Source organism: Nocardia sp. NPDC003183 (assembly GCF_053590715.1).
The window spans coordinates 237,889-263,380 of the sequence record NZ_JBSFTG010000001.1 but is presented as its reverse complement, the minus strand read 5'-3'; the positions used below and the strand labels follow the sequence as shown (position 1 = coordinate 263,380).

Below are 25,492 nucleotides of genomic sequence, written 5' to 3'. Positions count from 1 at the left end.
TTGCCTCGGCGACTACCGAGCCACGATACTGTGGCCGGATGCGGTGGATTCGCGACTACTACGAGGACGAAGGCATCTGGCTTCTCCTCGAACTCGATGACGACGGTTGGCCGAACCGGCAAGTCAATCTGCGAGGTTCAGACAGTGAGCCCGACACCGCCGCAGCGCTCGAAGAGATAATCCGTGCCCGAGATCACGGGGGAATCGGCGCAGTTCAGGCATACGAGAGCAAATATGGAGTCCTCTCGGAATCCAGCGCCGATGACTGGCACGTCGAGGCCTCTTCCCTCGAAGAGATTACTGCTGAGCAGTTCCGAGAAGCCTGGGCAAAGGCTCGTTCCACGATCGAACGCCGATGGCTAACTGGTAGCTGAGCGGGGCTCGCGGGGGCATACAGGCTGCAGGAAGTGAGCAGTAGCAGGCGGACGTTCCGCCGACGTCGGATCGGTACGGTCAGTTGATTTTCCTACGCACCGCGCTGGCCGCTTCGGTCAGCGCGGCATGCGGCATGCGGCGTGGGTTTGATATCACGGGCCAGGTCAGTGCTCGGTCCTGGCGATTGCCAATAGGTGTGCGCTTGCGTTGATCAGCAGCGGGTCCTGTTCCAGTAGCCGTGCACAGTGCAGTGCTGCTGTTACGAGGGATCGAAAGCTGTTTTGTCCGGCGTGATCGAGTGTGGGCCAGGCCGGGCCTTCGACGCCGTAGGTCACGACATCAATGAGACCGGCTGCTTCCAGCTCGGTACGGAGCTCGTCTGCCGTATGCCAATGAGTCCGAACGAACCCGACGTGGCCGTCGTAGTCACCTGTGGCGATCACCTCGCCCACCGCAGCTGTCAGTGTGTCGTCGAGGGTGCCGTTTGTGCCAGTCTCCAGGGCCGACAGGTAGCGACTGATCGCGGCCGCGACCAGGATGCCTCCGGGACGAAGCACGCGTACGGCCTCGGACAAAGCTGTTGTCCGGTCGACGGATTCGGTGAGGTGGTACAGCGGTCCGAGCAGCAGAACGGTGTCGAAGCTGTTGTCGGGGACAGGTAGTCGCCGCGCATCGCCCAGCTCGGCGGTCACCCCAGGTAGCGTCGCAGCCGTCTCGACGTGTCCAGGTACTGGATCGACGAGGTGCACGATGTGACCGTCGTTCGCCAACCATTCGGCGTGGACCCCGGTCCCCCCACCGACATCGAGCACTCTCATCGAAGCCGTGAGGACACGGCGGATCAGTTCTTGTGTGCGAAGGAACTCCAGACGGCCGTGAGGGGACCTGGACAGGCGATCGTCCTCCGAGGCGCCGGAGTAGTGCTGTGCGAGATCAGAAGTCATGCCAAATACTCGGCCGGCGCAGTACACGGCGGCAACGGATTATCAGATCAAACACTTTCAGCGCTGTGCCGACCTGCAGATACACAGCTCACAGACGAGTAAACCCGGACAATCTGTTGGTGTACGCACTCGGGTCGGCGCGGAAACATCGCGGCTGCCTCACGTCCGCAACTCCGAACCTATCTTGCGGACAAGGGTTAGTCACCGCACCCTCCTCACGCCCGGCCACCGAGCTGTGTAGCGGTGGCGCACCCGATGGACTGCTCCGCGACCCGACGCGGCGACCGTCGGCGGCCCAAGCCCACAGGACGGCGCACCTGGCACCGCTTCTCGAACTCCATTCACCAGCCTGACGCGCGTCCGCGTACTTCCGATCTCACAGTGCCCCATACGGTTCCGCACTCATCAACCTCAGGGTCTTAGCAGAGATGGAAGAATGCGGTATGCCTTCAACCGCATCAAACCGTCTGCACATTGTGGTGCTATCTGCGCACGAGCTCGACGACCAGATGGACCTTGGGCGCGACACCATCAGTTTCGCAGTCGATCGCGGTTCCGAGAGTCCCGGTCTCGGCCGGGTAGCGGTCGTCGTCACGCATGGCCATCGCGGCAAGGTCGGCATCACACATCTTGGATGGGTGAAGTCTGGCCCACGACGGACGAACCTGGACTCGACATGGGTACTCAGTGCGGTTCACGAGCTGTCAGATCCGATTTCGTTCTCAGAGATCGAAGCTGAGCTCGGTCGTTCGTAGGGCGGCGTCTTGAAGGCCGCAAGAAGCCGACGAGGAGGAGCCCTAACACTCGCGGGCTCGTCCAAGCTCCGCGCTGCGCTCCAATCGCGAGTCGCGGAAAACGAGTGGCCTGGGATAGACGGCACGCCCGAGTGGATGACGCCGAGGATCGACGGGAACATCCGGCAGGACCATACCAACGCAATCGGCACTGCTTTGATGTTCAGCGACATGGACATTGGAGAGATGCGCTATGCGCCACTCCCCGGCGAGAGTCCCCTAAGGCAGCTTCGGCTCAGCCCATCAGAGGCAAGCCTCATCGACAACGACCTACGCAACTTTCCAGGCATGAACGGCGAGCCCCATGCCGAAGACATCGTCCGCTTCACTGACGAGGAGCACACCCTCGATGTTATGAATGTCAACGCCACTGGAATCGAAGCCGCAACCGGCGTCGACCTGATCTACTTTAGCCACGACTATGACTGCTACGTACTTGTGCAGTACAAGCGCATGGATAGTGAAGCTGGCGCGCGTATCGCTGGTGTCGACGCGAGACTCCCGAATCAACTCCGGCGAATGGTCGCCTTCGACGCTCTGAGTCACATGCAGTCGGGCGGGCCAGAACCCACTACCTTCAGACTTGGGGCAGGTGCGACCTACACAAAGTTTGCGTACCCAGTCGTGTCCCCACAGAAGGAAAGTGACCTAACGAACGGAATGTACGTACCTTCCGAGCTACTGAAGCGCTTGCACGACGGCGGTCACTTGATCGGACCGCGGGGCGGGGCAGCGATCACTCACTCCAACCTCAGACGGTGGCTCAGCAACAGCCAGTTCGCAGCGTTGGTAAAGATGGGATGGGTAGGCAGCAGTGGCCTGTCCGCTGCTGATATCAACGACTTTGTCAGCTCAAGCTTGACCGACGGGCGAATCGCGGTGATCGCAGCCCACTCGTCGGCCAGTTAAGGATCGTGCCGCTGACCGTGATGTGCGAGCGAGTGCGTCAGATCGCATCCGTTGGGCGTTGGCTGATCCGCACCCACACTCGTCGAGCTCGCGCCGGTTCGTCCAAGCCGGAAACTGGCGCAGAAAATGCAACGCTGTGGCGATTCCACGACTCACCGCGTTCCGCCAACCGCGCGCTACTGGGCCCGTGCGCCTCGCAACGGCCCGCTTCGGTGGTGGGCAGTGTTAGCGCTGGCAGCGTCGACAATGCGTGACTACCGCCCTATCCACACACTGTGGTGGTTGGCGACGTGGAATCCGTCACGATGACGGCCGCGCAGCACACCAGTACGGGTCCGGCCTTCGACGATTTGGAGGCCATTAGCCCAACACGCTGATCTGCACCGGCAGCAGGAACACCGCGCCCGACACCCCACCGTGCGCAGCTCGACTGAGGCAGGCACCATCATCGGCCATCATGTCGAGGATCGACTCTCTGTCCCACACCATGGCGGATGCGCCGAACTCGCGAAATTCCGAGGCCAGTAGTGCAGAGGATTTGACCTGACCCCATGAGATCGGTCCGGCGACTGTGAGAGCCTTGCGGCCCACGTAGTGGGCAGGAAGGCTCGATGACCATGGCGACACGAAAGAGGCACACACCTGAACAGGTCGTGCGCAAGCTGAGCGACGCTGACCGGCTGCTGAGCGAGGGTAAAGACATCGCTGACGTGTGCCGTCATCTGCAGATCACCGAGGCCACCTACTACCGGTGGCGCAACCAGTTCGGCGGACTGAAGGCCGACGACGCCAAACGGTTGAAGGACCTCGAACGCGAAAACTCCACTCTGAAACGACTTCTCGCCGAGGCGGAGCTGGAGAAAGCTGCGTTGAAGGAGATCGCCAAGGGAAACTTCTAGACCCGGAACGCCGGCGGGCGGCCGTGGCGCACCTGATGCGGGTGCTGACGGTCAGTGAACGGTTCGCCTGCCGGGTGACCGGGCAACATCGAAGCACCCAACGTCACCCTTCTGCCGCCGCAACCAGCGCAGATCCCGATGCGGCGTTGCGTAAGTGGCTGCGTGGCTGGTCGAAAACCCATCCACGGCAAGGGTTCCGCCGCGCCTACCACGACGCCCGCGGCGAAGGCTGGATAGCCAATCACAAGAAGATCCAACGCCTCTGGCGCGACGAGGGACTACGAGTGCCGCAGCGGCGCCGCCGAAAACGCCTGGGCACCTCCACCACCACGGCGATGGAGGCAAACGCACCCAACCGGGTATGGGCAGTGGATTTCCAATTCGACGCCACCGACGACGGACGCCCAGTCAAGATCGTCTCCATCGTCGATGAGCACACCCGCGAATGCTTGGGCGGGCTGGTGGAACGGTCGATCACCGCCGACAGACTCATCGACGAGCTGGACCGGATCGCCGTCGATCGCGGCTACCCCGCCGTGCTGCGTTGCGACAACGGGCCAGAATTCGCGTGCCAGGTGATGGTTGCCTGGGCGGCTGAACGGGTCGGACTTGCGTTCGTCCCACCCGGTCAGCCCTGGCGCAACGGCTACATCGAATCGTTCAACGGCCGCTTGCGCGACGAATGCCTCAACATCAACAGCTTCTGGTCCCTCACCCAGGCCCGTGTCGTGATCAGCGACTGGAAGGACGAATACAACCACCGCCGAAGACATTCCGCTCTGGGCTACAACACCCCAGCCGGTTACGCTGCAACCTGCATCCACCGATAACCGGCTCTCACACGCGGTGGACCGACCACCGGGGTCCCGTCAGATTCCTCGCTGGAGTTGCGAATCTTGCGGTCGGCCAACCTCAGCTCGACTGACACCACATACGCGATCTCGGAATCATCGCTCGAGAAACTCACGTGGGTCAGCTTTCGCATTCGAGCACAAGCGGCAATCGATTTTCCGTGCTGTGTCAACGTCAAACGCAGGATGCTCCCTCTTCGGCAGTACAGGATGTCTGACAGTCTCGTCGAGTACAGAATGTTCCATAGGCGTCAGAAGGCCGAAACTGATCAGTGTACGCCTCGGAGACTCGAGTGCGAGTTCGCTGCGCGGCAAAAGGTTCGACCTGCTGCGGGGTTGGTCAGAGTTGATCGAATTCCTGCTGGGCGATCCGCATGGCGGCCAGTGCCGCGGGTGCGCCGCAATATCCGGCGGTGTGGATGATCGACTCGGTGATCTGCGCGCGCGTGAGCCCGTTGTTGAGCGCGCCTCGCACGTGGCCGGCGAGCTCGTCGTGTGCTCGTAACGCTGTGAGGATTCCCAGGTTGAGCAGGCTGCGGTCGCGGCGATCCAGACCAGGCCGATTCCATACCGCGTCCCAGACATGCTCGGTGACGAAGCGCTGAAGGTCTGCCGATTCGCTGCCGGAGGTGCGGGCCAGCGCCTGGGCAACGTACTCCTCACCCATGACTTCTTCGCGGGTGCGCAGGCCGTTGGTGTAGGCCGAAGGCTGCCGGGGTTCGGGATCAGTCATGTACTACCTGTTCGTCGAGGGGTATCGGAGGCGTCATGGGCGGTCGCTCATTCGGCCGGATCGGACTGCAACGCGCGGATCACCCGGATGACGTGCTGGTCGACGAACCGTTCGTCCATCGGTTCGCGGGTGAGGAAGTGGCGGAAGTGTATCGGCGCGATGAGGGTTTCGACGACGGTCCGGGTATCGGTGCCGGCGGGTAGCTCGCCGCGTTCGACCGCCCGGGCAACCATGGCCCGGTTGGCTTCGTAGCGGGTTTCCCAGAAGGTGTTCCGTGCTCGGGCGATGTCTTCGGAGTCGCTGATGAACGCCAGTGCGCGCGCAAGACCGGTACCCAGAGGGCTATCGAGGTAGGCGATGAGTGCGGTGGCGAAGAAGGAAAGGTCTCCGCGCAACGACCCGGTGTCCGGCAGCGGCAGGGTGCGCTCGCTCGCGCTGAGCATCACATCGAGCACCAGGTTCTCCCGCGTTCCCCATCGCCGGTAGATGGAGCTGTCGCGGACACCGGCGCGGCGGCTGATATCGGGGATGCCGACCTTGTCCACGCCGTGTTCTTCGACAGCGTCGAGCACGGCGCGATGCACGGCTTCGCGGACCTTCGCCGCCCGTCCTCCGGGTCGACGCGGCGGCTCGATGTTCTCGGCTTCCGACATAGCCCCATGCTAAAGCAGAGCTTCTTGCTTTTGGCTATCGCTGTGCCTACGCTCACAAAAGCAGAAACATCTGCGATTAGAGATCGAGAGGCACAACGATGACGTCAGTGCGGGAGATCGGCAAACGAGTGCTCATCAGCGCTCGCGCGATGACTCACACCACCGAGCGTGCGGCCCGGCGGGTCGGCGTGGCGGGATTCCTGCCCCGGTTGTTCGCCGAGAGGTTCACCCACCTCGGCGGGATCGACACCGAGGAATTCCAGCGTCAGCTGCACGGTTGCCGGTCCTTCGACGACACCCGCTGGACCGGGTACTGGCAAGACTTCGCCCGCCAACACTTCGCGCGGGCCGACACGGCGTTGCTGCGCCTGGGCGGGCCGTCGACCGACCAACTGCTCGACCCCGCCGCGCCATTGGACCTGCATGCTCTTGGCGAGTTGCTCTCACCAGCGGTAACGATCCTGGCCGACCGAGGGCCGGTGGCCGATCCCGAGGCAGTCGACCGATTCTGTGCGGCTCATCCCGACGCCGCCGATGCCGCGATCGCGATCGACGGGCTGATCAAGGCGTTGGTGTACGAGTTCATCGCCGCCTGGCCGGGGTTCAGCCCGGCCAGGCTCGTCGCCTACGAGCGCTCGCACCGGCTGTGCGAAGTGCTGCTGGGTTCGCTCGACACCGCGATGGGAGTGCGTATCGAAATGGTGCGAATTCCGGTCGGCGCTCAGACTGTGCGTGGAATGCTGATGCTTCCAGCCGGTGTGGAGTCGGTACCGACGATCCTTGTCACCAACGGGCTGGAAGGCACCATCGCCGAAGCGCTACTGCCGCTGTTGTCGCGGCGTGACGCCGGTATGGGCGTATTCGTGATGGAGATGCCCGGCACCTACGCGTATACCGAGCCGCTGAGCATCGACGCCGAGACCATCTACTCGACCGTCATCGATCACCTGTGCGCTGACCCGCGCCTGGATGCGCAACGGATCGGCATGCTGGGCTTCAGTTTCGGAGCCTACTGGTCGACGCGGATGGCCGCCGTCGACCCGAGGCTGACGGTAGCAGTGTCCAACGGCCCGCTCGCTGACCGCAGTTTCGGGCTGCTCAACTCGATCGGCATGCCCGAGATCATGGTCTCCGCGCTGGTCTCGACCCTTGGTGCTCGAGGCCCTGCCGACTTGTCGAGCAAATTGGCGACATTCTCACTCGCCCAGCACTACCGCCGGATCGACATCCCGCTGTTGGTGATCAACGGCGCCCGCGACACCCTTGCCTCCACCCAGGACTCGATCGACATCGCCATCGCCGCACCGGACGCGCAATTGGTGCTCTATGCCGAGGACGACCACTGTGCCATGGGCCACGCCGAGCAGTGGACAGCACTGTCGACGAAATTCCTTCGGGATCACCTACGTGTGGGCGTCGAGGTCACCGCATGACCCACCCACACGATCGGGCCACTGCGGCGATCCCTCGGATGCGGCGCATCCTCGATCGCAGCACACACCGAATCGATACCCAGATCGGATACGGCACGGGATGGCGCACCGAGTCCGAATCCGATGGTAGCCAGGGGTTCCCGAGAATCGAGCCCGCCTTTACCCTCGATTTCGAGCTAGCGCGCTACGACGCCCTCGGGCTGGACGACGGGGCCCTCGTCCTGCCGGTGTGCCCGGCCTCGTTCCGCGATTTCATGATCTTCGAAAGGCACGCCGTCGACGCCGCGCGCGGTCTGGCCCGCCGATTCTTGCCTGCGGGCTCCCGCGTCGCCACCGCGTACGAGACACTGACCCGGCGCACTTTCCCGCCGTTCCGGCCGCACGCGCTCTGGTACCGGCAGCCGATCTACTACATGTCCAACGCCTTGACCATCGTCCCCTCCGGGTTGCCGGTTGCTGCCCCGAACTACACGCGGGCACTGGATTTCGAACTCGAACTCGGCGTCGTGCTCGGTGTTCCGCTGCGCGACGCCACCGTCGAACAGGCGGCCGCCGCGATCGCCGCAGTGGTGGTGATCAACGACTTCTCCGCCCGCGACGTCCAACTGGCCGAAATGCGTTCGGGGTTCGGACCGCAACGATCCAAACACTTCCTCACCTCGATGTCGGCGACCGCGGCCGCCGGGCCCGCGCTCATCGATCGGCTCGACCGATTGACCGCCACGGTCACGATCAACGGAGAGACCGTGGCGCGCACCGGAACACACAATGCCCGGTACTCGATGGCCCAAGCCATCGCGCACGTGTCCTGCAGCGAACAGCTCTACCCCGGCGAACTGCTGTCGACCGGCACCTTGCCCGGTGGAAGTGGGATGGAACTGGGCCGCTGGCTCGCCCCCGGCGACCATCTGCGCCTGGAAATCGACGGCATCGGCATCATCGAACACGACATCCAGAAGTAGGCCCGAGATGAAAATCGATCAGGTTTCCGACTCCGTCCATGTCGTAGCCGGCACCAACGTCAACTGGGCACTGATCAGCGACGATTCCGGGATCACCGTGATAGACGCCGGATACCCCGCTGACGCCGCCGACGTGCTCGGTTCTGTCCGGCAGATCGGCGGTCGGCTTGCCGATGTTCGGGCCGTGCTGATCACCCATGCCCATCTCGACCACATCGGTGCGATCCCGGCGCTCATCGAGCAGTTCGGCATGCCGGTCTACACCGGCGCCGAGGAAGTGCGCCACGCCAAACGCGAATACCTGCAACAGATCACGCCGATCGGAATGCTCGAACAACTCGCCACCCGCCGCGGCCGCCGTTGGGTCGCACACACCCTGCGCGCGGTCCACGGCCACATCGGCACGGCCATCCCACAAGCTGAGGCGGTCGAGCCCGCCACCCTGGCGGCACTGCCCGGCGGACTCGTCGCGATACCCACCCCCGGGCACACCAGCGGCCACACCGCCTACCTCCTTCCCGCCGAAGGCGTGCTGTTCTCCGGAGACGCACTCGTCACCGGGCATCCGCTGCTACCTCACGTCGGCCCCCAGTTGCTACCGGCGGTGTTCAATCACGACGAAGCACTCACCTACGACACCGCTACGACTCTCGCAACGGTGCACGCGCACACCCTGGTTCCAGGACACGGACTGCCCAGCAGTTTCGACGGACCATCCATCGCCACAGCTTTGGGGCCGCGACCACCACTCACCGACACTGACAACAAATAGATGGAACCAATGAGGTACCTGCGCAGCACCGTGTACAGATCCTTCCGCTCTCTGGTCCTAGCAGCGGCGTCCATCGCGATCGTCAGTTGTTCCATACCCGGCCAGGTGAACGACCCGCTCGGCCGCTCGACCAAGATCACCGCCGACTTCGAGAACATCGCCGGCATGTACGAAGGCAACGAGATCATGGTCCTCGGTCTCGCGGTGGGCAAGGTCGACAAGATCGTGCCCAAGGGCACCTACGTCGAGGTCCACATGACCATCGACGCCGGCGTCAAGGTCCCGAAAGACGCCATCGCGGCGATCATCTCGCCCTCGATCGTCACCGACCGCCACATCGAGATCACCCCGCCCTACACCGGCGGCGACACCCTCGAATCCGGCGATCACCTGCCGCTCACGCGGACCAGGACCCCGGTCGAGCTGGACACGATGATCAAGACCATCGACCAGTTCGCAGCCTCGCTCGAGCCCGAACCCGGCCAGGAGGGTCTCGGCCCGCTCTCAGGCCGGGCGCTCTACCCGGTGCTCAACGGCAACGGCCAGAAGATCCGCGAAACCCTCGACGCGCTCTCGGGCGCTTTAAAGGTCGGTGTCGACAACAAAGACGCCATCGCCAACATCATCATCAAGCTCAACGAGCTCACGACGATGCTGGCCGACAACGACCAGTCGGTGCGCGACTTCAGCGACCGGATGACCGCCATGTCGGGGCTGCTCGCCGACCAGGCGCCCGGTCTGCAGGCCACCCTCGACCAGCTCAACCAGTTCCTGAACAACACCTCGACGACCTTCGCCGGGCATCAGGAAGAACTGGCCGCCTCGCTGACCGGCCTGACCACCGTGACCAACCAGTTGCGCGCCAACTCCGGCGCGATGGTCGAGATCGTCGACGTGGTGCCGCTGCTCATGCAGAACATCGACGGCGCCATGAACAAGCAGGAGGGCTTCGTGCGCATACACGCCCTGATCGGCACCGCCCTCTCCGGCGAGATCGTCAGCGTGTTCTGTGAGCGGATCCAGATAAAGTCCGATGGCTGCCGCTCCGGAAACATGCACGACTTCGGCCCCGACTACGGGCTCACCGCCGCACTGCTCGGACTGACGAAATGACGAAACGCTGGACCACTAGATCGCGGGGGAATCGTCGCAGAGCCGACACGATGACAGACATGCCCGGTGGCGATCGACGGGGTTGAAGTAGCACGGCTGCTGGTCCCGCGAGACTTTCCGCAGACTCGGGCAGCGTGGCTAGGCGGCAGCGTGGCTCTCGGAATGGCTACGGCGACTTCTGATCTGGATATCACCGTATTGATGCATGGTTCATCGGCGTCCTACCGTTCATCGATACATTTCGGTGAGTGGCCGGTGGAGCTGTTCGTACAGACTGAAGACTCACTGGAGCATTTTCGCTCCAAGGAGCACGCCGTCCGGAAGCCGAGCACGACGGGTACACAGTCGGTCGTCCCCCTACATGATCGGCATTGAGTGCGTTCTGACGTGGCGGTTCGGATGTTCCTCCAGGCGCTGGATGACGGCAAGCAGTACGCTTGTCCTGCAAGAGATGTCAGGAGGGGATCCGTGATTCACCACGTACAAGTCGCTTGTCCGCCAGGCGCCGAAGGTCGCATGCGGTCGTTCTACACCGGTGTCCTCGGCTGGGCCGAACTCCCCAAACCTCCGCTGCTCGCTGCCCGAGGCGGCTGCTGGTTCACGGTTCCGGGAGTGGGCGGCCCGGATGGGGAATTGCACGTGGGCGTCGAGGAACCCTTCCATCCTGCGCGCAAAGCTCATCCCGCCTTCATCGTTGACGTGGACGCCCTCGCGTCCGCGGTCACGGCGGCTGGACACGAAGTCCACTGGGCTGATCCCGCCGAGATTCCCGGCCGCCGCCGATTCCACACAACCGACCCGGTGGGCAACCGTCTCGAGTTTCTGGGCGGCTAACCAGTTGCTGCCCAGACATACTCTCCGAGTACCCCTGCAAACCTCGCGCTCATCGCCATGAGCGGACGTTCGGGCACCGCTGGTGGTGGCATATGTGATGGGTCAGCCACCATTGTCGGTCCTCGAATATTGGTTACCTCAGCCGTCGCAGTGCTCGTTCGGCGGCGTTGGCACCGCACATGCCGTGCGCGCCGGGGCCGGGCGGGGTCGCCGCCGAGCACAGGTAGTGGCCTGGGAGGCCGGTGTCGTAGGGCTGCAGGGTTTTTCGGGGGCCGAAGACCAGCTGCGGGATGTTCTTGGCGCCGGTCATGATGTTGCCGCCGACGTAGTTGGGGTTGTAGTCGGCGAATTCTGTGGTGGTGCGGGTGGTCAGGCCGACTACGCGGTCTCGGAAGCCGGGTGCGAAGCGTTCGATCTGGGCGATGATCGCTGCGGTGGCGTCGCCGGTGTAGCCGTTGGGGACGTGGGCGTAGGTCCAGACGGGGTGAACCGATCCTGCGGATCGCTGAGGGTCGGCGAGGTATTGCTGGCCGACCAGGACGAAGGGGCGCTGAGGCATTCGGCCGGCGTGGATGTCACGTTCGCCCGCGGCGATCTCGGCGAAGGAGCCGCCCAGGTGCACTGTGCCCGCGCGACGGGCGGCCTCGGCGGTCCACGGGATGCCGCCGTCGACGGCGAAGTCGACCTTGAAAGCGCCGGGGCCGTAGCGGAATCGGCGGTAGGCGCGCGCAATTCGAGTGGGGAGTCGGTCGGCGAGGATCTCCGCGACTGCGGTCGGGGCGAGGTCCCAGATGGTGATATCGGATGGCGGCAGGTCGGCGACCGAGCGCACGCGGACGCCGGTCTCGACCTTTCCGCCGTGATCGGCCAGTACCGCGACCATGCTGTCGGCGATCCGCTGGGATCCGCCGACCGCGACCGCCCAGCCGTATCGGTGTCCCGCCGTCAGGATGCCGAGCCCGACGCTGGCGCTCAACGGGCGTTCGAGGGGCTCGAAGGCGTGTGCGGCGACGCCGCCGAACAAGGCCCGTCCCGCTTCGGTGCGGAAAGCTCGCGCGAGCAGTGTGGCGGGCGCGGTCGCCGGAATGCCGAAGCGCGCCAGTCGGATCGGATGGCGAGGAACGCGCAGCAGCGGGCGCATGATGTCGGCGTCGAATACGTCGTAGCCGGCGACCGGGCGTTCGAACAGCGTGCGCCACAGCCGTTCATCGGCGCCGAGGCCCGTGGCGGTCTCGGCGACCGAGCGGTGCAGCACACCGGCGGTGCCGTCGTCGAGGGGGTGCACGCAGTCGAGTTCCGACCACGCCCACCGCAATCCGTACCGTTCCAGGTCGATGCGCCGCAGGAACGGCGAGCCCACGGCCATCGGGTGGATGGCCGAGCAGTGGTCGTGCAGCAGACCGGGCAGAATCGCCTCGCTCGAGCGGGTGCCGCCGCCGATCGTGTCGGCCGCTTCGAGAACCGTCACCTCCACGCCCGCGCGGGCCAGGGTGATGGCCGCGGCCAGCCCGTTGGGGCCGCTGCCGACCACTGTCGCCGTTGTCATCGACATGCCTTTCTCTTGTTCGAGATATCGTCCGGTGCTCGGCTATTCGGCCGGAGCCACCACGCCCTGCCGCGGTGCGGTGACGTCTTCACGCCGCCAGGTCACGGTGTGCGCAATGGGACCGTCCGGCAGCCACGGCAACGCCTCGACCGCGTCGGCCACCTCCCATGTTCCGCGTTCGATGACGCCCAGCGCCGCGTCGACCACCATGTATTGCTGCGTGCTCTTGTGTACCGGCTGCGACTCCACCCACACCACGATCCATTCTCCCGGAGCGAAGCCGACCCGCGCCTGCACCGCGTCGATCAGGTCGAGGTTGTGCAGGTGGCCGTCGCCGAAGTTGAAGCCGATCAGCGAGTTGCAGGCGAACTCGGCTTCGCGCACGGTCCAGCGATCGATGTCGGGAAGGTGCTTGTACAGCAGGGAGAACAGGCCGCGGCCCTGACTGTGCATGGAACGCCAGGCGATGGTCTGCTGCATGGTGATCTCGGCGACCGCGGGCGGGTAGCCCATGGCCAGCAGCTGGTCGACCTGGTTGTCGGCGGGGCGGTGCGCGATGGTGTTGAGCTTCGCCTCGGCCCCCGGCGCGAAGGCCCACAGCGCCGAGGCCCAGTTGCCGGCGTACTGACGCATGGACGGCAGGAACGACACCAGGTCGGGACGCAGGTTACCCAGCACAGGGAAGAAGGCGAGCCCGGCCGCGATCGCCACCGTCAACCACGGCGACGACATGTCGAATACCCCGTACCCGTCCGAGTTCGGGAACCCGAGGAACAGGAACACGGTGAGGTAGGCGAACAGGATGTTCCACTCCAGCGGCACGGCCAGCGGGAAGGTGGAGGTGATGAACAGGTGGAAGATGACCATCATCGCGACACCGGCCAACGTGAGCCAGTGGTTCGTCGAGAACAGCAACACGATCGGGGTGATCACCTCCACGGCGGTACCACCGACATGAGCCATGAACGCCGCCACCCGCGACGGGCGGATATCGCGCGGAAAGTCGCGGTAGTGGGCGCGTTTGATCGACCGGAACGGCATCGACGGGCTGTTGGACACCATCGGGGGCACCACATTGGTGAAGTGCTTGCCGAACTTCGAAACTCCCGCGCCGACCCACACGATCACGATCAGCAGCTTGGCCGCGATGATCATGTCGGTGAACGGCAACACCGCGAAGAACAGCAGCGCGGGCAGATACTGCTCGCCGCGAGCCGCCAGGAAGATCGTCTTGTCGCGCAGCCCGCACAGGATGTAGAGCAGGATCGGCGCGATCAGCAGCACGGGCCGGACCAGTCCGGAGGTGTTGTCCGGCAGCGCTTCCAGCAGTGCGGCGGTGGTCCGGCCCGGTGCGACCAGGGCGATCACCAGCGACGCGAGAAAGCCCAGATACAGGACCACGTCGAGGGCGGTGCGCGAGTCACCGTTGGTGAACGGCACCCGATACCAGGGCCGCAATCGGATACTTCCCCGTCGGGCGAAGTACAGGATGCCGCCGGTCATCGGCTTGAACTTGCCCGCCAGCGGTCCCCAGGAGCCCGCGACGCCGAGGGCTTCGAGCAGCACCGTCCACAGGACCAGCTTCTGGTAGACCACCGGCTGGTTCCACCACTGCGCCACATCCCAGAACGGTCCGGTGCCCGACGTCGCCGTCGCGATCGCGATGCCGCCGATGATGTAGAGCACGAGCACTTTCGCGAGATACACGGTGTGGATCATCTTCGGCGTGCCGAATCCGTATTCCGCCCAGTGCAGTGCCAGCGTCCGTATACGTTCGCGCAGCGGCAGATCCAAGAATGTCTCGGTGTCCACCGGCGGGAAGTCTCCCGTCTTGAATCCCATGGCTCGATCCCTTTCTTCCGGCTTCCGGACGCGAGTGACCGCGACCGAAAGGGCTGTCTTTCGTTCGAAGTGGATTGCGGTGCACAACCGCTCAGGTGCGCGCGGCCGAGAGCCGCAGCTGCTTCTTGTCGATCTTGCCGACCGGATTGCGTGGCATCTCCGCGGTCAACACGATCGCGGCGGGAACCTTGAACGCCGCGAGTTCCACGCGGCAGTGTTCGATCAGCTCTTCGACGGTGACCGCGGCCTGCGGCGCGGGCACCACGTGGGCGACCGGCACCTCGCCCAGCACGGCGTCGGGCACACCGACTACCGCGGCTTCGTGAACAGCGGGATGACGGTAGAGCGCGTTCTCGATTTCCTTGGGGTACAGGTTCTCGCCCGCCCGGATGATCATGTCCTTGATTCGGTCGACCAGAACCAGATAGCCGTCGGCGTCGAAGTAGCCGACGTCGCCGGTGTGCAGCCAGCCGTCCACGACGGTTTTCGCCGTCTCCGTCGGCCTGCCGAGGTAGCCGCGCATCACGTTCGCTCCGCGAATGACGACTTCGCCGGGTTCGCCGGGCGCCGACAACGCGCCGCCGACATCCATGATCGCTACGGTCTGACCGGGCAACGGGATACCGACAGTCCCCGGCTTCCGTTGGCCCGCTACGGGATTGAGAGTCGACGCACAGGTCCCCTCGGACAGACCGTAACCCTCGACGATCGGCACACCGAAGCGCTGCTCGAACCGGGCGATGAGCTCGGCGGGCATCGGCGCGGCACCGCAGATCGCCAAGCGCAACGAGGAATTGTCGGGACGAGGACCGTCGGGCTGGGCCACCAGCATCGCGTAGATGGCGGGCACCGCCGAGAAATAGGTGGGCCGGACCCGCTCGACCGTGTCGAAAAAGCCTGAGGCGGAGAACTTTCCGGCGATGGTGGTGCGTCCGCCCGCCAGCAGTGGCGACAGCACGCTGACCACGATGCCGTTGACGTGGAACAGCGGCAGGATCAGCAGGCTGTGGTCGGTCTCGTTCAGGCCGAGCGAGTCGATGATCATCGCGCACATGGCGGCGAGGTTCTCGTGACCGAGCAGCACACCCTTGGGCCTACCCGTGGTGCCGCTGGTGTAGATGATCAGGGCGAGATCGTCAGAGGACGCGGCGGCGACGGGACCGGCGTGCTCGGCCAATTCCGTGATGTCGAGAGTGATTGCGGGCCTGCCGGATTCGCCGAGGACGACGGCGGCGCCGGAGTCTTCGACCTGGTACCGGATGTCGTCGTCGGTGAGCCCCGGATTCACCGGAGTGACGGCCGCACCGAGTCGCCAGGCCGCGAACAGGGCCACCACGAGGTCTACGCGGTTGGGCAGCACCACCGCGACGACGTCGTCGGACCGCACGCCCTCACGATGCAGGACCGACGCAGCGGCATCGACCCGAGCATGGAACTGCGCATTGGACAGTGTGACGGTGTCGTCGGCGATGCAGGGTCCGTGCGGGTCGGCAGCGGCTCTGACCTCGGGCAATTCGGCGATGTGTCGCATGATTCCTCACCGGTGGCGAATGTGATCTGAGTTACATCACTCACGGTAGGGCGCGAATCAGGCGCCGACTACGGGCCCGCAGCCCAGCGTTGCGCCGACGTGTTGTGCCACGGGCACAAACAGCGCCACACAGGTGAGCGTCGGGGGTACTGTCTGCGGCCATGGCCCACGACAACGATCCACTGGTGCGTGCGGTGGCGGGCCGGATCAAAGCCGACCTGGACCACCTGTCACCGAGGATGACCACGATGTTCACCGAGGTCATCCCCGAATTCCGGCACGACGACGAAGTGCGCAGACTGATGGTGGCCAGCACGGAGTCCAACCTGTCCGCGATCTTGGACATACTCACGCTGGCCATCGGCCTCGACGACATCACCGTGCCGCCCGCCGCCGCCGAGTACGCCCGCCGCTTCGCCCAGCACGATCTGTCGCTGGAGGCACTGCTGCGCGCCTACCGGCTCGGCGAGAACATGTTCGTCCAGTGGACGATGACGCTGCTGGCCGAACTGAATCCGCCCACCGACGTGGCGATGGCCACCGCGGCCCGCATCGCCTACCTGGTCAACAGCTATATCGACCAGGTGATCGAGGGCCTGATCGATATCTACGAGAGCGAGCGCCGCCGCTGGGACGCGCGCACCGACGCCGCCCGTGCCGCACAGGTGCGCGCCGTGGTCGACGCCGATGATCTGGACGTGGGCTCGGCCGAGCAGATGCTGTCGGCCTCCCTGCGTGGCTGGCACCAGTTCGCGACGCTGTGGACACCACCGGGAACCCGCGATCCCCGCGCGTCGCTGCGCGCGGGCACCGCCCTGCTGGCGGCCGCGACCGGCAAGACGCCGATGACCGTCGAGGTCGACGATCACAACCGGTGGGTGTGGATCTCCTCGGTGGCCCGACCCGTGCTCGACACCGAACAACTCGCCCACGATCTGCGGGCCCATCCGAATCTGTCGATCACCCTGGGCGATCCGGCTACCGGCCTCGAAGGATTCCGCCAGACCTTCCGCGACGCGCAACAAGCCCGCGCCGTCGCCCTGACCAGGCGAGAGCACGGACTCACCGTCCATTCCGACGTGGCGTTGACCGCCCTGTTCGCCGACCGGGTGCCCGAGATGCGGGTGTGGGCCGAGCGTGTGCTCGGCGCACTGCTGGGCACGGACGAGACAGCAGCGCGGTTACGCGAGACCGTCCGCGCGTTCCTCGACGCCCGTGGCAGCTACACCGACGCCGCCGCGCGGCTGCACGTCCACAAGAACACCGTCCACTACCGGGTGCGCAAAGCCGAAGAGCTGCTCGGACATCCGCTCGGCGAGCGCAGGCTCGACATCGAAGTGGCCCTGCTGACCTGCGCGCAACTGGGGATCCCCGAGGCTCCCCGCGAGCCCCGGCGAAGCCGTCGCAGGTCGGCCGAGACCACCGTGGACGACGCGACCTGACGACCGGTTGGTCACCGAGACCTTCGATTTCGGCGACCTCGCCAAGGCCGTCGACTACTGCGCCGGCGAGAACGGCGCCCGCGCAGTCGTCCTCTCCTGACCTGCGGCGCCGGGACGGCTTACAGGTCGAGTTGTCTGATCCAGGCGAGATAGGCCGAGGTCTGTGCCCGGAGATCGTCGACCGGCCAGTCGTCGGGTTGCAGCGCCGCAGGAAGGGCGGGGTCGGTGGTGAGCAGGTCGAGCGCGGCGCATACCACCGCGAATCTTGCTGCCGGGTCAGGGTTTTCGATGTCGTCGAGCAGGGCGCGCCCCCGCGCCGACCAATCGGCCAGCGACCACAGTTCGGCGGTGAGGTCGGCAGCGTTCTCGACCGGCCGGAGTCGGAAATGGAGCGTGGTGGTAGCCAGGTCCGCGGGCAGCTCGCGGACGAGGTTGGCCGGTCGCAGCCAGACTCCCTCGCGAAGTTCTGCCAGGCGAAGCGAGAGCAGCCTGGCGCGCAGGGCCGCACGCTCGGCCGACGGCCGTCCGGCGGCGGTGATGACGACCTGCTCCCAGTCGCCGTCCCAGGGCCGAACGGGCGGGGCGGTGAGTTCGGTCCGGCGGGCGCGCAAGGCGGGGTCGAGCGTGTAGGCGCGCTGTTCGCGGATCAGCTCGCCCGCGGCCACCATCCGCGACACCGCGACACGCACCGTTGTCTCCGGATAGCCGACGGCGGTGGTGGCAGCGCAGATTTCACTCGAGGTGGTCGTCGGCGACTCGGCCGCTATCAGAATCCGGATCACCGCCGAACGGGCCGACACCGGACGGACCCGTGCGTCGAAGCCGGTAGCAGCGGATTTCACGAGACCGAGTCTACATATTTCACTATTGCCGCGACTGTCAGAAAACTGTAACGTCGCACGGTATGACCACGACCACATCCACGACCTCCTCGTTCCCGCTGACCGGGCGCACCATGATCATGTCGGGCGGCAGCCGCGGCATCGGGCTGGCGATCGCCGTCGCCGCCGCCCGCGAAGGCGCCAACATCGTGCTGCTCGCCAAGACCGATACGCCCGACCCCCGACTGCCGGGCACCGTCCACACCGCCGCCGCCGAGATCGAAGCCGCCGGCGGACAGGCACTCGCCGTGGTGGGCGACGTGCGCGACGAAACCTCGGTCGCCGACGCGGTGGCCCGCGCGGTCGAGCGCTTCGGCGGCATCGACTACTGCGTGAACAACGCCTCGGCGATCGCCCTCGCCCCCACCGAGGAACTGCCGATCAAGCGGTTCGACCTTATGCAGCAGATCCAGCTGCGCGGCACCTACCTGCTCTCGAGTGCCTGCCTGCCGCACCTGCGCCGCAGCGACAACGCCCACATCCTCAGCCTGTCGCCGCCGCTGAATCTCGCACCCGAATGGCTCGGCGCCTACCCCGCGTACATGCTCGCCAAATACGGGATGTCACTGCTCACGCTGGGTTGGGCCGCCGAATACGCCGAACACGGCGTCGCGGGCAACTGCCTGTGGCCCGAGACCCTGATCGCCACCGCCGCGGTGCAGAACCTCCTCGGCGGCGACGACGCGATCGCCAAAGCCCGTACCCCACAGATCATGGCCGACGCCGCGGTGGCGCTCCTGCGCAAGGACGCACGATCGGTCACCGGCAACACCTTCCTCGACATCGACGTGCTCCGTGCCGAAGGCGTCACCGATCTCTCGCCCTACGGAGGCGCCGACGGGCTGGAATACGACATCTTCGTCGACCCGCCGCACAAGCGGGCCTGAGCCACCCGCCCGCAGCGCGAACACAGAGGCTCTCGCCGACACCGGAAACGCGCCTGACGTCGTCGAACACCATGGGTTCCGGGGCTATCCTCGGTAGAGGGCGGCGCACCAGCGCACCGCCACGAGGTTGCACCGAATCGAGCCTGAATGGCCGAAAACTTGCCGACGCAGCGCAGCTCGGCCACCGGGATCGCGGCGGAACTGACCGCCGAGGGCTTCGAGGACGCCCAGGAGATCGGACGCGGCGGTTTCGGTGTGGTCTACCGCTGCGTCCAGCCCGATCTGGACCGCGTGGTCGCGGTGAAAGTACTGACCGCCGAACTCGACCCCGACGGATTGCAGCGCTTCGTGCGCGAACAGCAGGCGATGGGCAGGCTGTCCGGTCATCCCTACATCGTCGCGGTCTTCCAGGCGGGCACCACCCACGGCGGGCACCCCTACCTGGTGATGCCCTATCACGCGCGTGGTTCGTTGGAACAACGTATCCACACTGTCGGCCCGCTGGACTGGGCAGCGACACTGCGGTTGGGCGTGAAGATGGCGGGCGCCCTCGAGACCGCGCACCGGGCCGGCATCCTGCATCGTGACGTGAAACCGTCCAACATCCTGCTCAGCGACTACGACGAACCCGAACTCACCGACTTCGGGATCGCCCGGATCCAGGGCGGGTTCCACACGACGACCGGAATCGTCACCGGCTCCCCCGCTTTCGCCGCGCCGGAGGTCCTGCGCGGCGCGCAAGCCACCGCCGCCGCCGACGTGTACGGCCTGGGCGCCACGCTGTTCTGCGCACTCACCGGACATGTCGCCTACGAGCGGCGCGTCGGAGAGCAGGTGTTGTCACAGTTCCTGCGAGTCTCCGCGCAGCCCGGTCCCGATCTCACCGGCCAGGATGTGCCCGACGAGGTCAGAGCCGCCATCGAGCACGCGATGGCGACCGACCCCGCCGACCGGCCCGACAGCGCCGCCGCCTTCGGCGCGGAACTGGTTGCGGCCCAGCGCAGTACCGGCAGCCCTGTCGATGTCCTCCGGGTCCCGGATACCCAGCGCCCCGTCGCGGTGCCGATCGCACCGGCGGCCCGGGCCCGCGACCGCACCACCGCGCCTCCCACACCCGCCACGAAGTATCGCCCGCCGACTCCGGCGCGGGCGACTCTGGCCAGAAAGCGCCTGCTCGAGCACTTGCGCACCACCGAACGCACCCGGCTCACCGCCATCCACGCGCCCAGCGGATTCGGCAAGACCACGGTGGCCGCCCAATGGCACGACGAGCTGGTCGAGCACGGCGCCGCAGTCGCGTGGCTGACCGTCGACGAGGACGACGACAATGTCTCCTGGTTCCTCACCCACCTCGCCGAGGCGATCCGGCCCGCCGTCCCCGTGCTCGCCGACGATCTCGACCGGCTGCTGGAAGCCAACCCCGACGATCCGACCCGCGCCGTGCTGACCGCGCTCGTCGACGGTCTGCACGCCGACGACCGGCGGGTGACGCTGATACTCGACGACTGGCAACGGGTCACCGCCCCCGCCTCGGTGGACGCGGTCCGGTTCCTGCTCGAGCACGGGTGTCACCATCTGCCCCTCGTCGTCACGAGCACCGAGCGGCTCGACCTGCCGTTGAGCAGGTTGCGCATCCACGGTGAGCTCGCCGAAATCGACGCCACGACACTACGTTTCAATCCCGACGAAGTACATGCGTTCCTCGCCGAAGCCGGCGGTGTGCACTTGGCCGCCGACGAGGTGGCCGCGCTGGCAGGCGCCACCGACGGCTGGGTCGCGGCACTACAGCTGACGGTGCTGTCGCTGCGCGCGGGTGAGGACCCGGCGCACCTGCTCGACAGCCTCGCCGCGCACCCCGACATCGGGGCGTTCCTGGCCGAGAACGTACTCGGCACACTGGATCCGGACACCCTCGAATTCCTCATGACGACCTCGATCTGCGAGCGGATCTGCGGCGGACTGGCCACCGCCCTGACCGGCCGCACCGACGCCGCCGACCTCCTCGCCGATCTCGCCGACCGCGGTTTGTTCCTGCTGCCCACCGGCCCCGACCACCACTGGTACCGCTACCACCAGCTGTTCGCTGGTTATCTGTGCCGCAGGCTCGCCCAGGACCGCCCGGGCGAGATCGCGGGTCTGCGGCTGCGAGCCGCCGACTGGTTCGCGCACCATCACCTGCTCAACGACGCGGTCGACCAAGCGCTGGCCGCGCAGAACCCCGAACGCGCGGCCGATCTCGTCGAACAGGGCGCGGGTTACCTGCTGGAGCTGTCGAAAATGGTGATGCTGCAGGGCATTCTGGCAAAACTACCCGCCAGGGTGTGCCGGGCGAGGCCCCGTATCCAGCTGTTCGGCGTCTGGGTCAACCTGGTGCTGCGCAGACCCGCGGCCACCGCGTCCTCCCTCGCCCGCTTCGAGACCGCGCTGGCCGCGGCCCGACCCGCCGAGCCCGAGCGCACCGATCTGCGCGCGGAAGCGGACGTGGCGATCAGCGTCCGGGAGATGTTCGGTGACCGCGTATCCGAGCTCGACGGTCTGATCGGTGACGCGCTGGCCCGGCCCGACGACTTCTCCCCACGGATCCCCGGAGTGGCGGCCAATATCGCCAGCTTCGCGGCGATCCAGCGCTTCGACTTCGCCGAGGCGCGCCGGTGGCAGCTCTGGGCAGCGCCGTATCACGAGGCGACCGGCCCGTTCCTGTCGGTGTACGGGCGCTGTTTCGCGGGTGTGGCCGCCCGCGAACAGCTCGACATCATCGGCGCCGACGACCTGTTCACGACCGCGCTCGACACCGCACGCACGACCATGGGCGCCGCCGCCCACGCGACTCGCCTCGCGTGCGCTTTGCTGGGCGAATTACGTTATGAGACCGGTGATTTCGATATCGCGGCGGATCTACTGGAGCAGAGCAGGGAACTGTCCGCCGAAGGCGGCGGCGGAGTGGACATCATGCTCGCCACCTACGCGACCGGTGCGCGGGTACGAGCCCTGCGCGGCGACCGGGACGGCGCGCTGGAACTCCTCGACGAGGGCATGTCCCACGCCGAACTCTTGGATCTGCCGCGCCTGGCCGCCCGGGTCCGCAACGAGCGGGTGCGTCTCGGCGTCGAACTCGATCCCACCGTGGCGGCGGCACTGACGAGCGCGCGCACGATCCGGCGTGACAACGGAACCGCCACTACCATCGATGAATTCGATGAGGACTCCGCGATCCGCGTGTTGCTGGCGACGGGTCGGCCCCGGTCGGCGATCGAGCGCGCCGAGAACTTGGTCGCCGGGATAGATGTGCAGCGCAGGCCGCTGGCCGCGCTGCGTGCCGGGTTCCTGCTCGGCAGCGCCCTGCGCCGGGCCGACCGCGCGAGCGATGCCGATCGCATCCTCACACCGCTGATCCGCCGATGCGATCACCTCGGCCTGGTCCGCCTGCCAGCCGACGCGATGGCGACCTAGAGTTTTGCCCTGCGGCCCGGTTCAGGATCGATTTCTTTGCGCGACAAATCGACTCGGTAAACCATGACCGGGTAGTGCGGGTGGAAATCCGGGATGGGTCGGTGCCGGATGTTGCCGGCCCGCCATCGCAGCAGTCCGGTATCGGCGCAGATCAGGCCGCGGGCACGGGTTTCGCGGTGCACGAATGTCAGCGGTGTGGTCGTTTCTCGGCGGCATCGAGTGCGGGGGCGAGTGGTGCGAGTCCGGCGCGGAGCAGCTCCGGTAACGCGCCGGATGGCACGACGAGTCCGCTGCTCACGGGGGCCGGTTGGAGCCATCGTTCGAGGGTGACGCGAACCGCGGCGGTCACGCTGGCCGCGAGCACGCGGGCGGTGTGCGGGTCGATGTCGCCGAGGCGGGCCGCGATCGCGTCGGCGAGAGGATGTTCCATCGCGGTGGAGGTATGGACGAAGGCGTCACGCAGCGCGGGATGGCCGGCGATCAGGAGCAGCGCGTCACGACCGGATTCGTCCTGAGCGGTGTACTGATCCACGATCGCGTCGATGACGGCATCGGCGAGTCGGGCGGCGGGCCGAGCTGCCACTGCCGCCGCGACCCGCGTTTCCCGTTCCGTGGTGATGGCAGCGACGATCGCCTGTTCTCGACTGGAGAAGTAGTTGTTGTAGGTCCTGGGTGAGACGCCGGCGGCCTCGGCGATGTCGTCCACGCGCACGTTGTCCGGCCCGCGCTCGAGCGCCAGCCGAAGTGCCGCCTCGCACAGCGCCTCCCGGGTGGCCCGCTTCTTCTGCTCGCGCAACCCTGCCCGTCGTGTCGTCACCGCTTCAGTATTCCATCGACTTTGCGCACACGCAAAATTGCGTGCACGCACTTTTGTCCTCTAGTCTGGCCTCCTCATCCCCGACCGACAGGAACCAGGTCGATGAGAGGCAGGGGCGGCACGATCTCCCGTGCGCGCGTCGACCTGGACGAAGTCGAGCGCGAGCTGCGCGTCTTTCCATCCCGATGAAGGAGAAATCACCGATGACCGTCGATGTTGTGATCAGCGGAGCCGGCCCGAACGGGCTGATGCTGGCCTGCGAGCTGAGCCTGGCCGGGATCCGGCCGATCGTGCTGGAGCGCCTACCCGAACCGAGCGAGGAACCGAAAGCCAACGGGCTGCTCGGCCAGGTCGTGCAACTGGTCGACAGGCGGGGTTTGTACGAGCGGCTCAGCGGCAGCCCGGCGCCGCCGCAACCGAACTCCACCTACTTCATGTTCGCCGCGATGGCCCTGGACCTGAGCCTGCTCGACGACAGCCCGGTCTTCGGGCTGGCGGCGCCGCAGCACCACATCGCACAGGTCCTGGAACAGCGTGCTGTCGAACTCGGCGCGGCGATCCGGCGCGGACACGAGGTCGTCGGCCTGGCACAAGACGACGACATGGTCACCGTAGACGTCGCGGGCCCGGACGGAACCTACCGCCTGCGGGCCCGCTATCTCGTCGGCGCGGACGGGGCGCACAGCGTCACCCGCACGCTGTCCGGCATCGGATTCCCCGGTGTCACCTACGACCGCGCGACCAGCCGGGCGGCGCACGCCACCGTCCCGGCCGACTGGGTGGACCCCACAACCGGCGTCCTGACTGTGCCCGGCTACGGGTCCGTCCAACCATTCCTGCCACTGCGCACCGAGCACGGGGGTTTCTCCTACGCGCCGTTCCCCGGCCATTCGCCGCTCATCAGCACCATCGAGTGGGACCAGCCCGAGACCGACGCTCCCATGAGCCTCGACGAGCTTCGGGCCAGCGTCGACCGTGTACTCGCCGCCGACATCCCACTCGGCGCGCCCTCCGGCCAGGAACCGCACGTGCTGCGCCGGCTCAGCGGTGGCAACACCCGAATCGCCGACCGATTCCGAGACCGCCGCGTGTTCCTGATCGGCGACGCCGCCCACATCTACACTGCAGGAGGCGGCCCTGGGCTCAATCTCGGCCTGCAGGACGCGGCCAACCTCGGCTGGAAACTCGCCGCCGACATCCGCGGCAACGCCCCGACCGACCTACTCGACAGCTACGAGGCCGAACGTTGGCAAGCCGCCTCCCGCATGGTCACCTACGCCCAAGCACAATCCGCGCTGATCGCCCCGGGCAGCGACGTCACCGCCCTGCGCGAACTGTTCACCGAACTACTACGCGACCAGGACACCGTGCAGCGTCTCGCCGCCCTCACCGCGGGCGCCGACATCCGCTACGACACGGGCGGACCCGATACCCACCCGCTCATCGGCCGGTTCGCGCCGGACATGGAATTGACCACCCCGAACGGGACCGTCCGGCTGGCCGAGCTGACCAGGACTGCACGGCCACTGCTGCTCGACCTGACCGGGAACACGGGGTTGGCGGAAACGCTGCCCGAGTGGCACGACCAACTCGACATCGTCACCGCACGCCCCCAACCCGGATTGCCCACCGCCCTGCTCCTGCGCCCGGACTGCTATGTCGCATGGGCAACCGCATCCCGGTGCCCGGACAGCGCGGACCGACAGGCGCTCCGCACGGCACTGCAGCGCTGTTTCCGCCCCACGAACCCGCCGGCATCTGACCGTTGACGGGTCGGTAGTCCCTCATCCGTCACGACGACATGAAATCACCGGTAGGTCAACA

22 protein-coding genes are annotated in these 25,492 nt (G+C 66.3%); 12 read left to right on the top strand and 10 right to left on the bottom strand.

Annotated elements, in window-relative coordinates; translation table 11 throughout:
- Window positions 1-38 precede the first annotated feature (38 nt).
- Window positions 39-374 (top strand): hypothetical protein, encoded by a 336-nt coding sequence (locus ACWDXS_RS01110; protein ID WP_387446860.1) that lies wholly within the window; start codon window positions 39-41, stop codon window positions 372-374.
- Window positions 375-539: 165 nt separating this feature from the next.
- Here the strand turns inward: ACWDXS_RS01110 and ACWDXS_RS01105 are convergent, their stop codons facing one another.
- Both ACWDXS_RS01105 and ACWDXS_RS01100 read right to left on the bottom strand, forming a co-directional pair.
- Entirely contained in the window at window positions 540-1,319 is a 780-nt protein-coding gene (locus tag ACWDXS_RS01105; RefSeq protein WP_387446859.1) for a class I SAM-dependent methyltransferase, read from the bottom strand.
- Between the two features lie 482 nt (window positions 1,320-1,801).
- Window positions 1,802-1,948: a hypothetical protein gene (locus tag ACWDXS_RS01100; protein WP_449960720.1), complete on the bottom strand. Its 147-nt coding sequence runs from the start codon at window positions 1,946-1,948 to the stop codon at window positions 1,802-1,804.
- A gap of 261 nt (window positions 1,949-2,209) precedes the next feature.
- On the opposite strand from ACWDXS_RS01100, the gene ACWDXS_RS01095 reads away from it, so the two are divergent.
- Complete coding sequence (locus tag ACWDXS_RS01095) at window positions 2,210-3,022, top strand: hypothetical protein (protein ID WP_449960717.1); 813 nt, start codon at window positions 2,210-2,212, stop codon at window positions 3,020-3,022.
- Window positions 3,023-3,382: 360 nt separating this feature from the next.
- On the opposite strand, the gene ACWDXS_RS01090 is transcribed toward ACWDXS_RS01095, so the two are convergent.
- A complete protein-coding gene (locus ACWDXS_RS01090) occupies window positions 3,383-3,613 on the bottom strand; it encodes a hypothetical protein (RefSeq protein ID WP_449960714.1) in 231 nt (76 codons plus the stop codon).
- Between the two features lie 26 nt (window positions 3,614-3,639).
- On the opposite strand from ACWDXS_RS01090, the gene ACWDXS_RS01085 reads away from it, so the two are divergent.
- A protein-coding gene (locus ACWDXS_RS01085; RefSeq protein ID WP_449963361.1) for an IS3 family transposase occupies window positions 3,640-4,751 on the top strand; the annotation gives its coding sequence in 2 pieces (ribosomal slippage) (window positions 3,640-3,907 and window positions 3,907-4,751; 1,113 coding nt in all).
- Between the two features lie 361 nt (window positions 4,752-5,112).
- On the opposite strand, the gene ACWDXS_RS01080 is transcribed toward ACWDXS_RS01085, so the two are convergent.
- On the bottom strand, window positions 5,113-5,505 hold the full coding sequence (locus ACWDXS_RS01080; protein WP_387446853.1) for a carboxymuconolactone decarboxylase family protein: 393 nt from the start codon (window positions 5,503-5,505) through the stop codon (window positions 5,113-5,115).
- Between the two features lie 47 nt (window positions 5,506-5,552).
- Complete coding sequence (locus ACWDXS_RS01075; RefSeq protein ID WP_378989662.1) at window positions 5,553-6,158, bottom strand: TetR/AcrR family transcriptional regulator; 606 nt, start codon at window positions 6,156-6,158, stop codon at window positions 5,553-5,555.
- Between the two features lie 98 nt (window positions 6,159-6,256).
- Here ACWDXS_RS01075 and ACWDXS_RS01070 point away from each other — a divergent pair, with 98 nt between their 5' ends.
- From ACWDXS_RS01070 to ACWDXS_RS01050, 5 genes are all read left to right on the top strand, one after another.
- The gene (locus ACWDXS_RS01070; protein ID WP_449960710.1) at window positions 6,257-7,591 is read left to right on the top strand and encodes an alpha/beta hydrolase family protein; all 1,335 of its coding nucleotides are present in this window, start codon (window positions 6,257-6,259) and stop codon (window positions 7,589-7,591) included.
- Window positions 7,588-8,553 (top strand): fumarylacetoacetate hydrolase family protein, encoded by a 966-nt coding sequence (locus ACWDXS_RS01065; RefSeq protein WP_449960707.1) that lies wholly within the window; start codon window positions 7,588-7,590, stop codon window positions 8,551-8,553. The genes ACWDXS_RS01070 and ACWDXS_RS01065 overlap by 4 nt, the downstream gene beginning before the upstream one ends.
- Window positions 8,554-8,560: 7 nt before the next feature.
- Window positions 8,561-9,325, top strand: a complete 765-nt coding sequence (locus tag ACWDXS_RS01060; RefSeq protein WP_387446847.1) for an MBL fold metallo-hydrolase — start codon at window positions 8,561-8,563, stop codon at window positions 9,323-9,325.
- A gap of 9 nt (window positions 9,326-9,334) precedes the next feature.
- Window positions 9,335-10,438, top strand: coding sequence for an MCE family protein (locus ACWDXS_RS01055; protein WP_449963358.1), 1,104 nt, complete (start codon window positions 9,335-9,337; stop codon window positions 10,436-10,438).
- 516 nt (window positions 10,439-10,954) lie between these two features.
- On the top strand, window positions 10,955-11,272 hold the full coding sequence (locus ACWDXS_RS01050; RefSeq protein ID WP_387446846.1) for a VOC family protein: 318 nt from the start codon (window positions 10,955-10,957) through the stop codon (window positions 11,270-11,272).
- A gap of 133 nt (window positions 11,273-11,405) precedes the next feature.
- Here the strand turns inward: ACWDXS_RS01050 and ACWDXS_RS01045 are convergent, their stop codons facing one another.
- The 3 genes from ACWDXS_RS01045 to ACWDXS_RS01035 all read right to left on the bottom strand — a co-directional run bounded on the left by ACWDXS_RS01045 (window position 11,406) and on the right by ACWDXS_RS01035 (window position 16,191).
- Window positions 11,406-12,818 (bottom strand): phytoene desaturase family protein, encoded by a 1,413-nt coding sequence (locus ACWDXS_RS01045; RefSeq protein ID WP_449960702.1) that lies wholly within the window; start codon window positions 12,816-12,818, stop codon window positions 11,406-11,408.
- A 42-nt stretch (window positions 12,819-12,860) separates the two neighbouring features.
- Window positions 12,861-14,660: a DUF3556 domain-containing protein gene (locus ACWDXS_RS01040; protein ID WP_449960699.1), complete on the bottom strand. Its 1,800-nt coding sequence runs from the start codon at window positions 14,658-14,660 to the stop codon at window positions 12,861-12,863.
- A 91-nt stretch (window positions 14,661-14,751) separates the two neighbouring features.
- A complete protein-coding gene (locus ACWDXS_RS01035) occupies window positions 14,752-16,191 on the bottom strand; it encodes a class I adenylate-forming enzyme family protein (protein WP_449960696.1) in 1,440 nt (479 codons plus the stop codon).
- A 161-nt stretch (window positions 16,192-16,352) separates the two neighbouring features.
- On the opposite strand from ACWDXS_RS01035, the gene ACWDXS_RS01030 reads away from it, so the two are divergent.
- A complete protein-coding gene (locus ACWDXS_RS01030) occupies window positions 16,353-17,633 on the top strand; it encodes a helix-turn-helix domain-containing protein (protein WP_378989653.1) in 1,281 nt (426 codons plus the stop codon).
- Between the two features lie 119 nt (window positions 17,634-17,752).
- On the opposite strand, the gene ACWDXS_RS01025 is transcribed toward ACWDXS_RS01030, so the two are convergent.
- Entirely contained in the window at window positions 17,753-18,475 is a 723-nt protein-coding gene (locus ACWDXS_RS01025) for a PaaX domain-containing protein, C- domain protein (RefSeq protein WP_378989652.1), read from the bottom strand.
- 62 nt (window positions 18,476-18,537) lie between these two features.
- On the opposite strand from ACWDXS_RS01025, the gene ACWDXS_RS01020 reads away from it, so the two are divergent.
- Both ACWDXS_RS01020 and ACWDXS_RS01015 read left to right on the top strand, forming a co-directional pair.
- The gene (locus ACWDXS_RS01020) at window positions 18,538-19,401 is read left to right on the top strand and encodes an SDR family oxidoreductase (RefSeq protein WP_449960693.1); all 864 of its coding nucleotides are present in this window, start codon (window positions 18,538-18,540) and stop codon (window positions 19,399-19,401) included.
- A gap of 147 nt (window positions 19,402-19,548) precedes the next feature.
- A complete protein-coding gene (locus tag ACWDXS_RS01015; RefSeq protein ID WP_449960690.1) occupies window positions 19,549-22,851 on the top strand; it encodes a protein kinase domain-containing protein in 3,303 nt (1,100 codons plus the stop codon).
- A 187-nt stretch (window positions 22,852-23,038) separates the two neighbouring features.
- Here ACWDXS_RS01015 and ACWDXS_RS01010 read toward each other — a convergent pair whose 3' ends face one another.
- Entirely contained in the window at window positions 23,039-23,668 is a 630-nt protein-coding gene (locus tag ACWDXS_RS01010) for a TetR/AcrR family transcriptional regulator (protein ID WP_378989648.1), read from the bottom strand.
- 203 nt (window positions 23,669-23,871) lie between these two features.
- On the opposite strand from ACWDXS_RS01010, the gene ACWDXS_RS01005 reads away from it, so the two are divergent.
- A complete protein-coding gene (locus ACWDXS_RS01005; protein WP_449960687.1) occupies window positions 23,872-25,437 on the top strand; it encodes an FAD-dependent monooxygenase in 1,566 nt (521 codons plus the stop codon).
- The last annotated feature ends 55 nt before the right edge of the window (window positions 25,438-25,492 follow it).

Excerpts from the sequence above, each read along its gene's own strand:
- ACWDXS_RS01110 (WP_387446860.1), top strand. The coding sequence starts at position 39 with ATGCGGTGGATTCGCGACTACTACGAGGACGAAGGCATCTGGCTTCTC.
- ACWDXS_RS01105 (WP_387446859.1), bottom strand. The coding sequence starts at position 1,319 with ATGACTTCTGATCTCGCACAGCACTACTCCGGCGCCTCGGAGGACGAT.
- ACWDXS_RS01100 (WP_449960720.1), bottom strand. The coding sequence starts at position 1,948 with ATGTGTGATGCCGACCTTGCCGCGATGGCCATGCGTGACGACGACCGC.
- ACWDXS_RS01095 (WP_449960717.1), top strand. The coding sequence starts at position 2,210 with ATGACGCCGAGGATCGACGGGAACATCCGGCAGGACCATACCAACGCA.
- ACWDXS_RS01080 (WP_387446853.1), bottom strand. The coding sequence starts at position 5,505 with ATGACTGATCCCGAACCCCGGCAGCCTTCGGCCTACACCAACGGCCTG.
- ACWDXS_RS01075 (WP_378989662.1), bottom strand. The coding sequence starts at position 6,158 with ATGTCGGAAGCCGAGAACATCGAGCCGCCGCGTCGACCCGGAGGACGG.
- ACWDXS_RS01070 (WP_449960710.1), top strand. The coding sequence starts at position 6,257 with ATGACGTCAGTGCGGGAGATCGGCAAACGAGTGCTCATCAGCGCTCGC.
- ACWDXS_RS01065 (WP_449960707.1), top strand. The coding sequence starts at position 7,588 with ATGACCCACCCACACGATCGGGCCACTGCGGCGATCCCTCGGATGCGG.
- ACWDXS_RS01060 (WP_387446847.1), top strand. The coding sequence starts at position 8,561 with ATGAAAATCGATCAGGTTTCCGACTCCGTCCATGTCGTAGCCGGCACC.
- ACWDXS_RS01055 (WP_449963358.1), top strand. The coding sequence starts at position 9,335 with ATGAGGTACCTGCGCAGCACCGTGTACAGATCCTTCCGCTCTCTGGTC.
- ACWDXS_RS01050 (WP_387446846.1), top strand. The coding sequence starts at position 10,955 with ATGCGGTCGTTCTACACCGGTGTCCTCGGCTGGGCCGAACTCCCCAAA.
- ACWDXS_RS01045 (WP_449960702.1), bottom strand. The coding sequence starts at position 12,818 with ATGACAACGGCGACAGTGGTCGGCAGCGGCCCCAACGGGCTGGCCGCG.
- ACWDXS_RS01040 (WP_449960699.1), bottom strand. The coding sequence starts at position 14,660 with ATGGGATTCAAGACGGGAGACTTCCCGCCGGTGGACACCGAGACATTC.
- ACWDXS_RS01035 (WP_449960696.1), bottom strand. The coding sequence starts at position 16,191 with ATGCGACACATCGCCGAATTGCCCGAGGTCAGAGCCGCTGCCGACCCG.
- ACWDXS_RS01030 (WP_378989653.1), top strand. The coding sequence starts at position 16,353 with ATGGCCCACGACAACGATCCACTGGTGCGTGCGGTGGCGGGCCGGATC.
- ACWDXS_RS01020 (WP_449960693.1), top strand. The coding sequence starts at position 18,538 with ATGACCACGACCACATCCACGACCTCCTCGTTCCCGCTGACCGGGCGC.
- ACWDXS_RS01015 (WP_449960690.1), top strand. The coding sequence starts at position 19,549 with ATGGCCGAAAACTTGCCGACGCAGCGCAGCTCGGCCACCGGGATCGCG.
- ACWDXS_RS01005 (WP_449960687.1), top strand. The coding sequence starts at position 23,872 with ATGACCGTCGATGTTGTGATCAGCGGAGCCGGCCCGAACGGGCTGATG.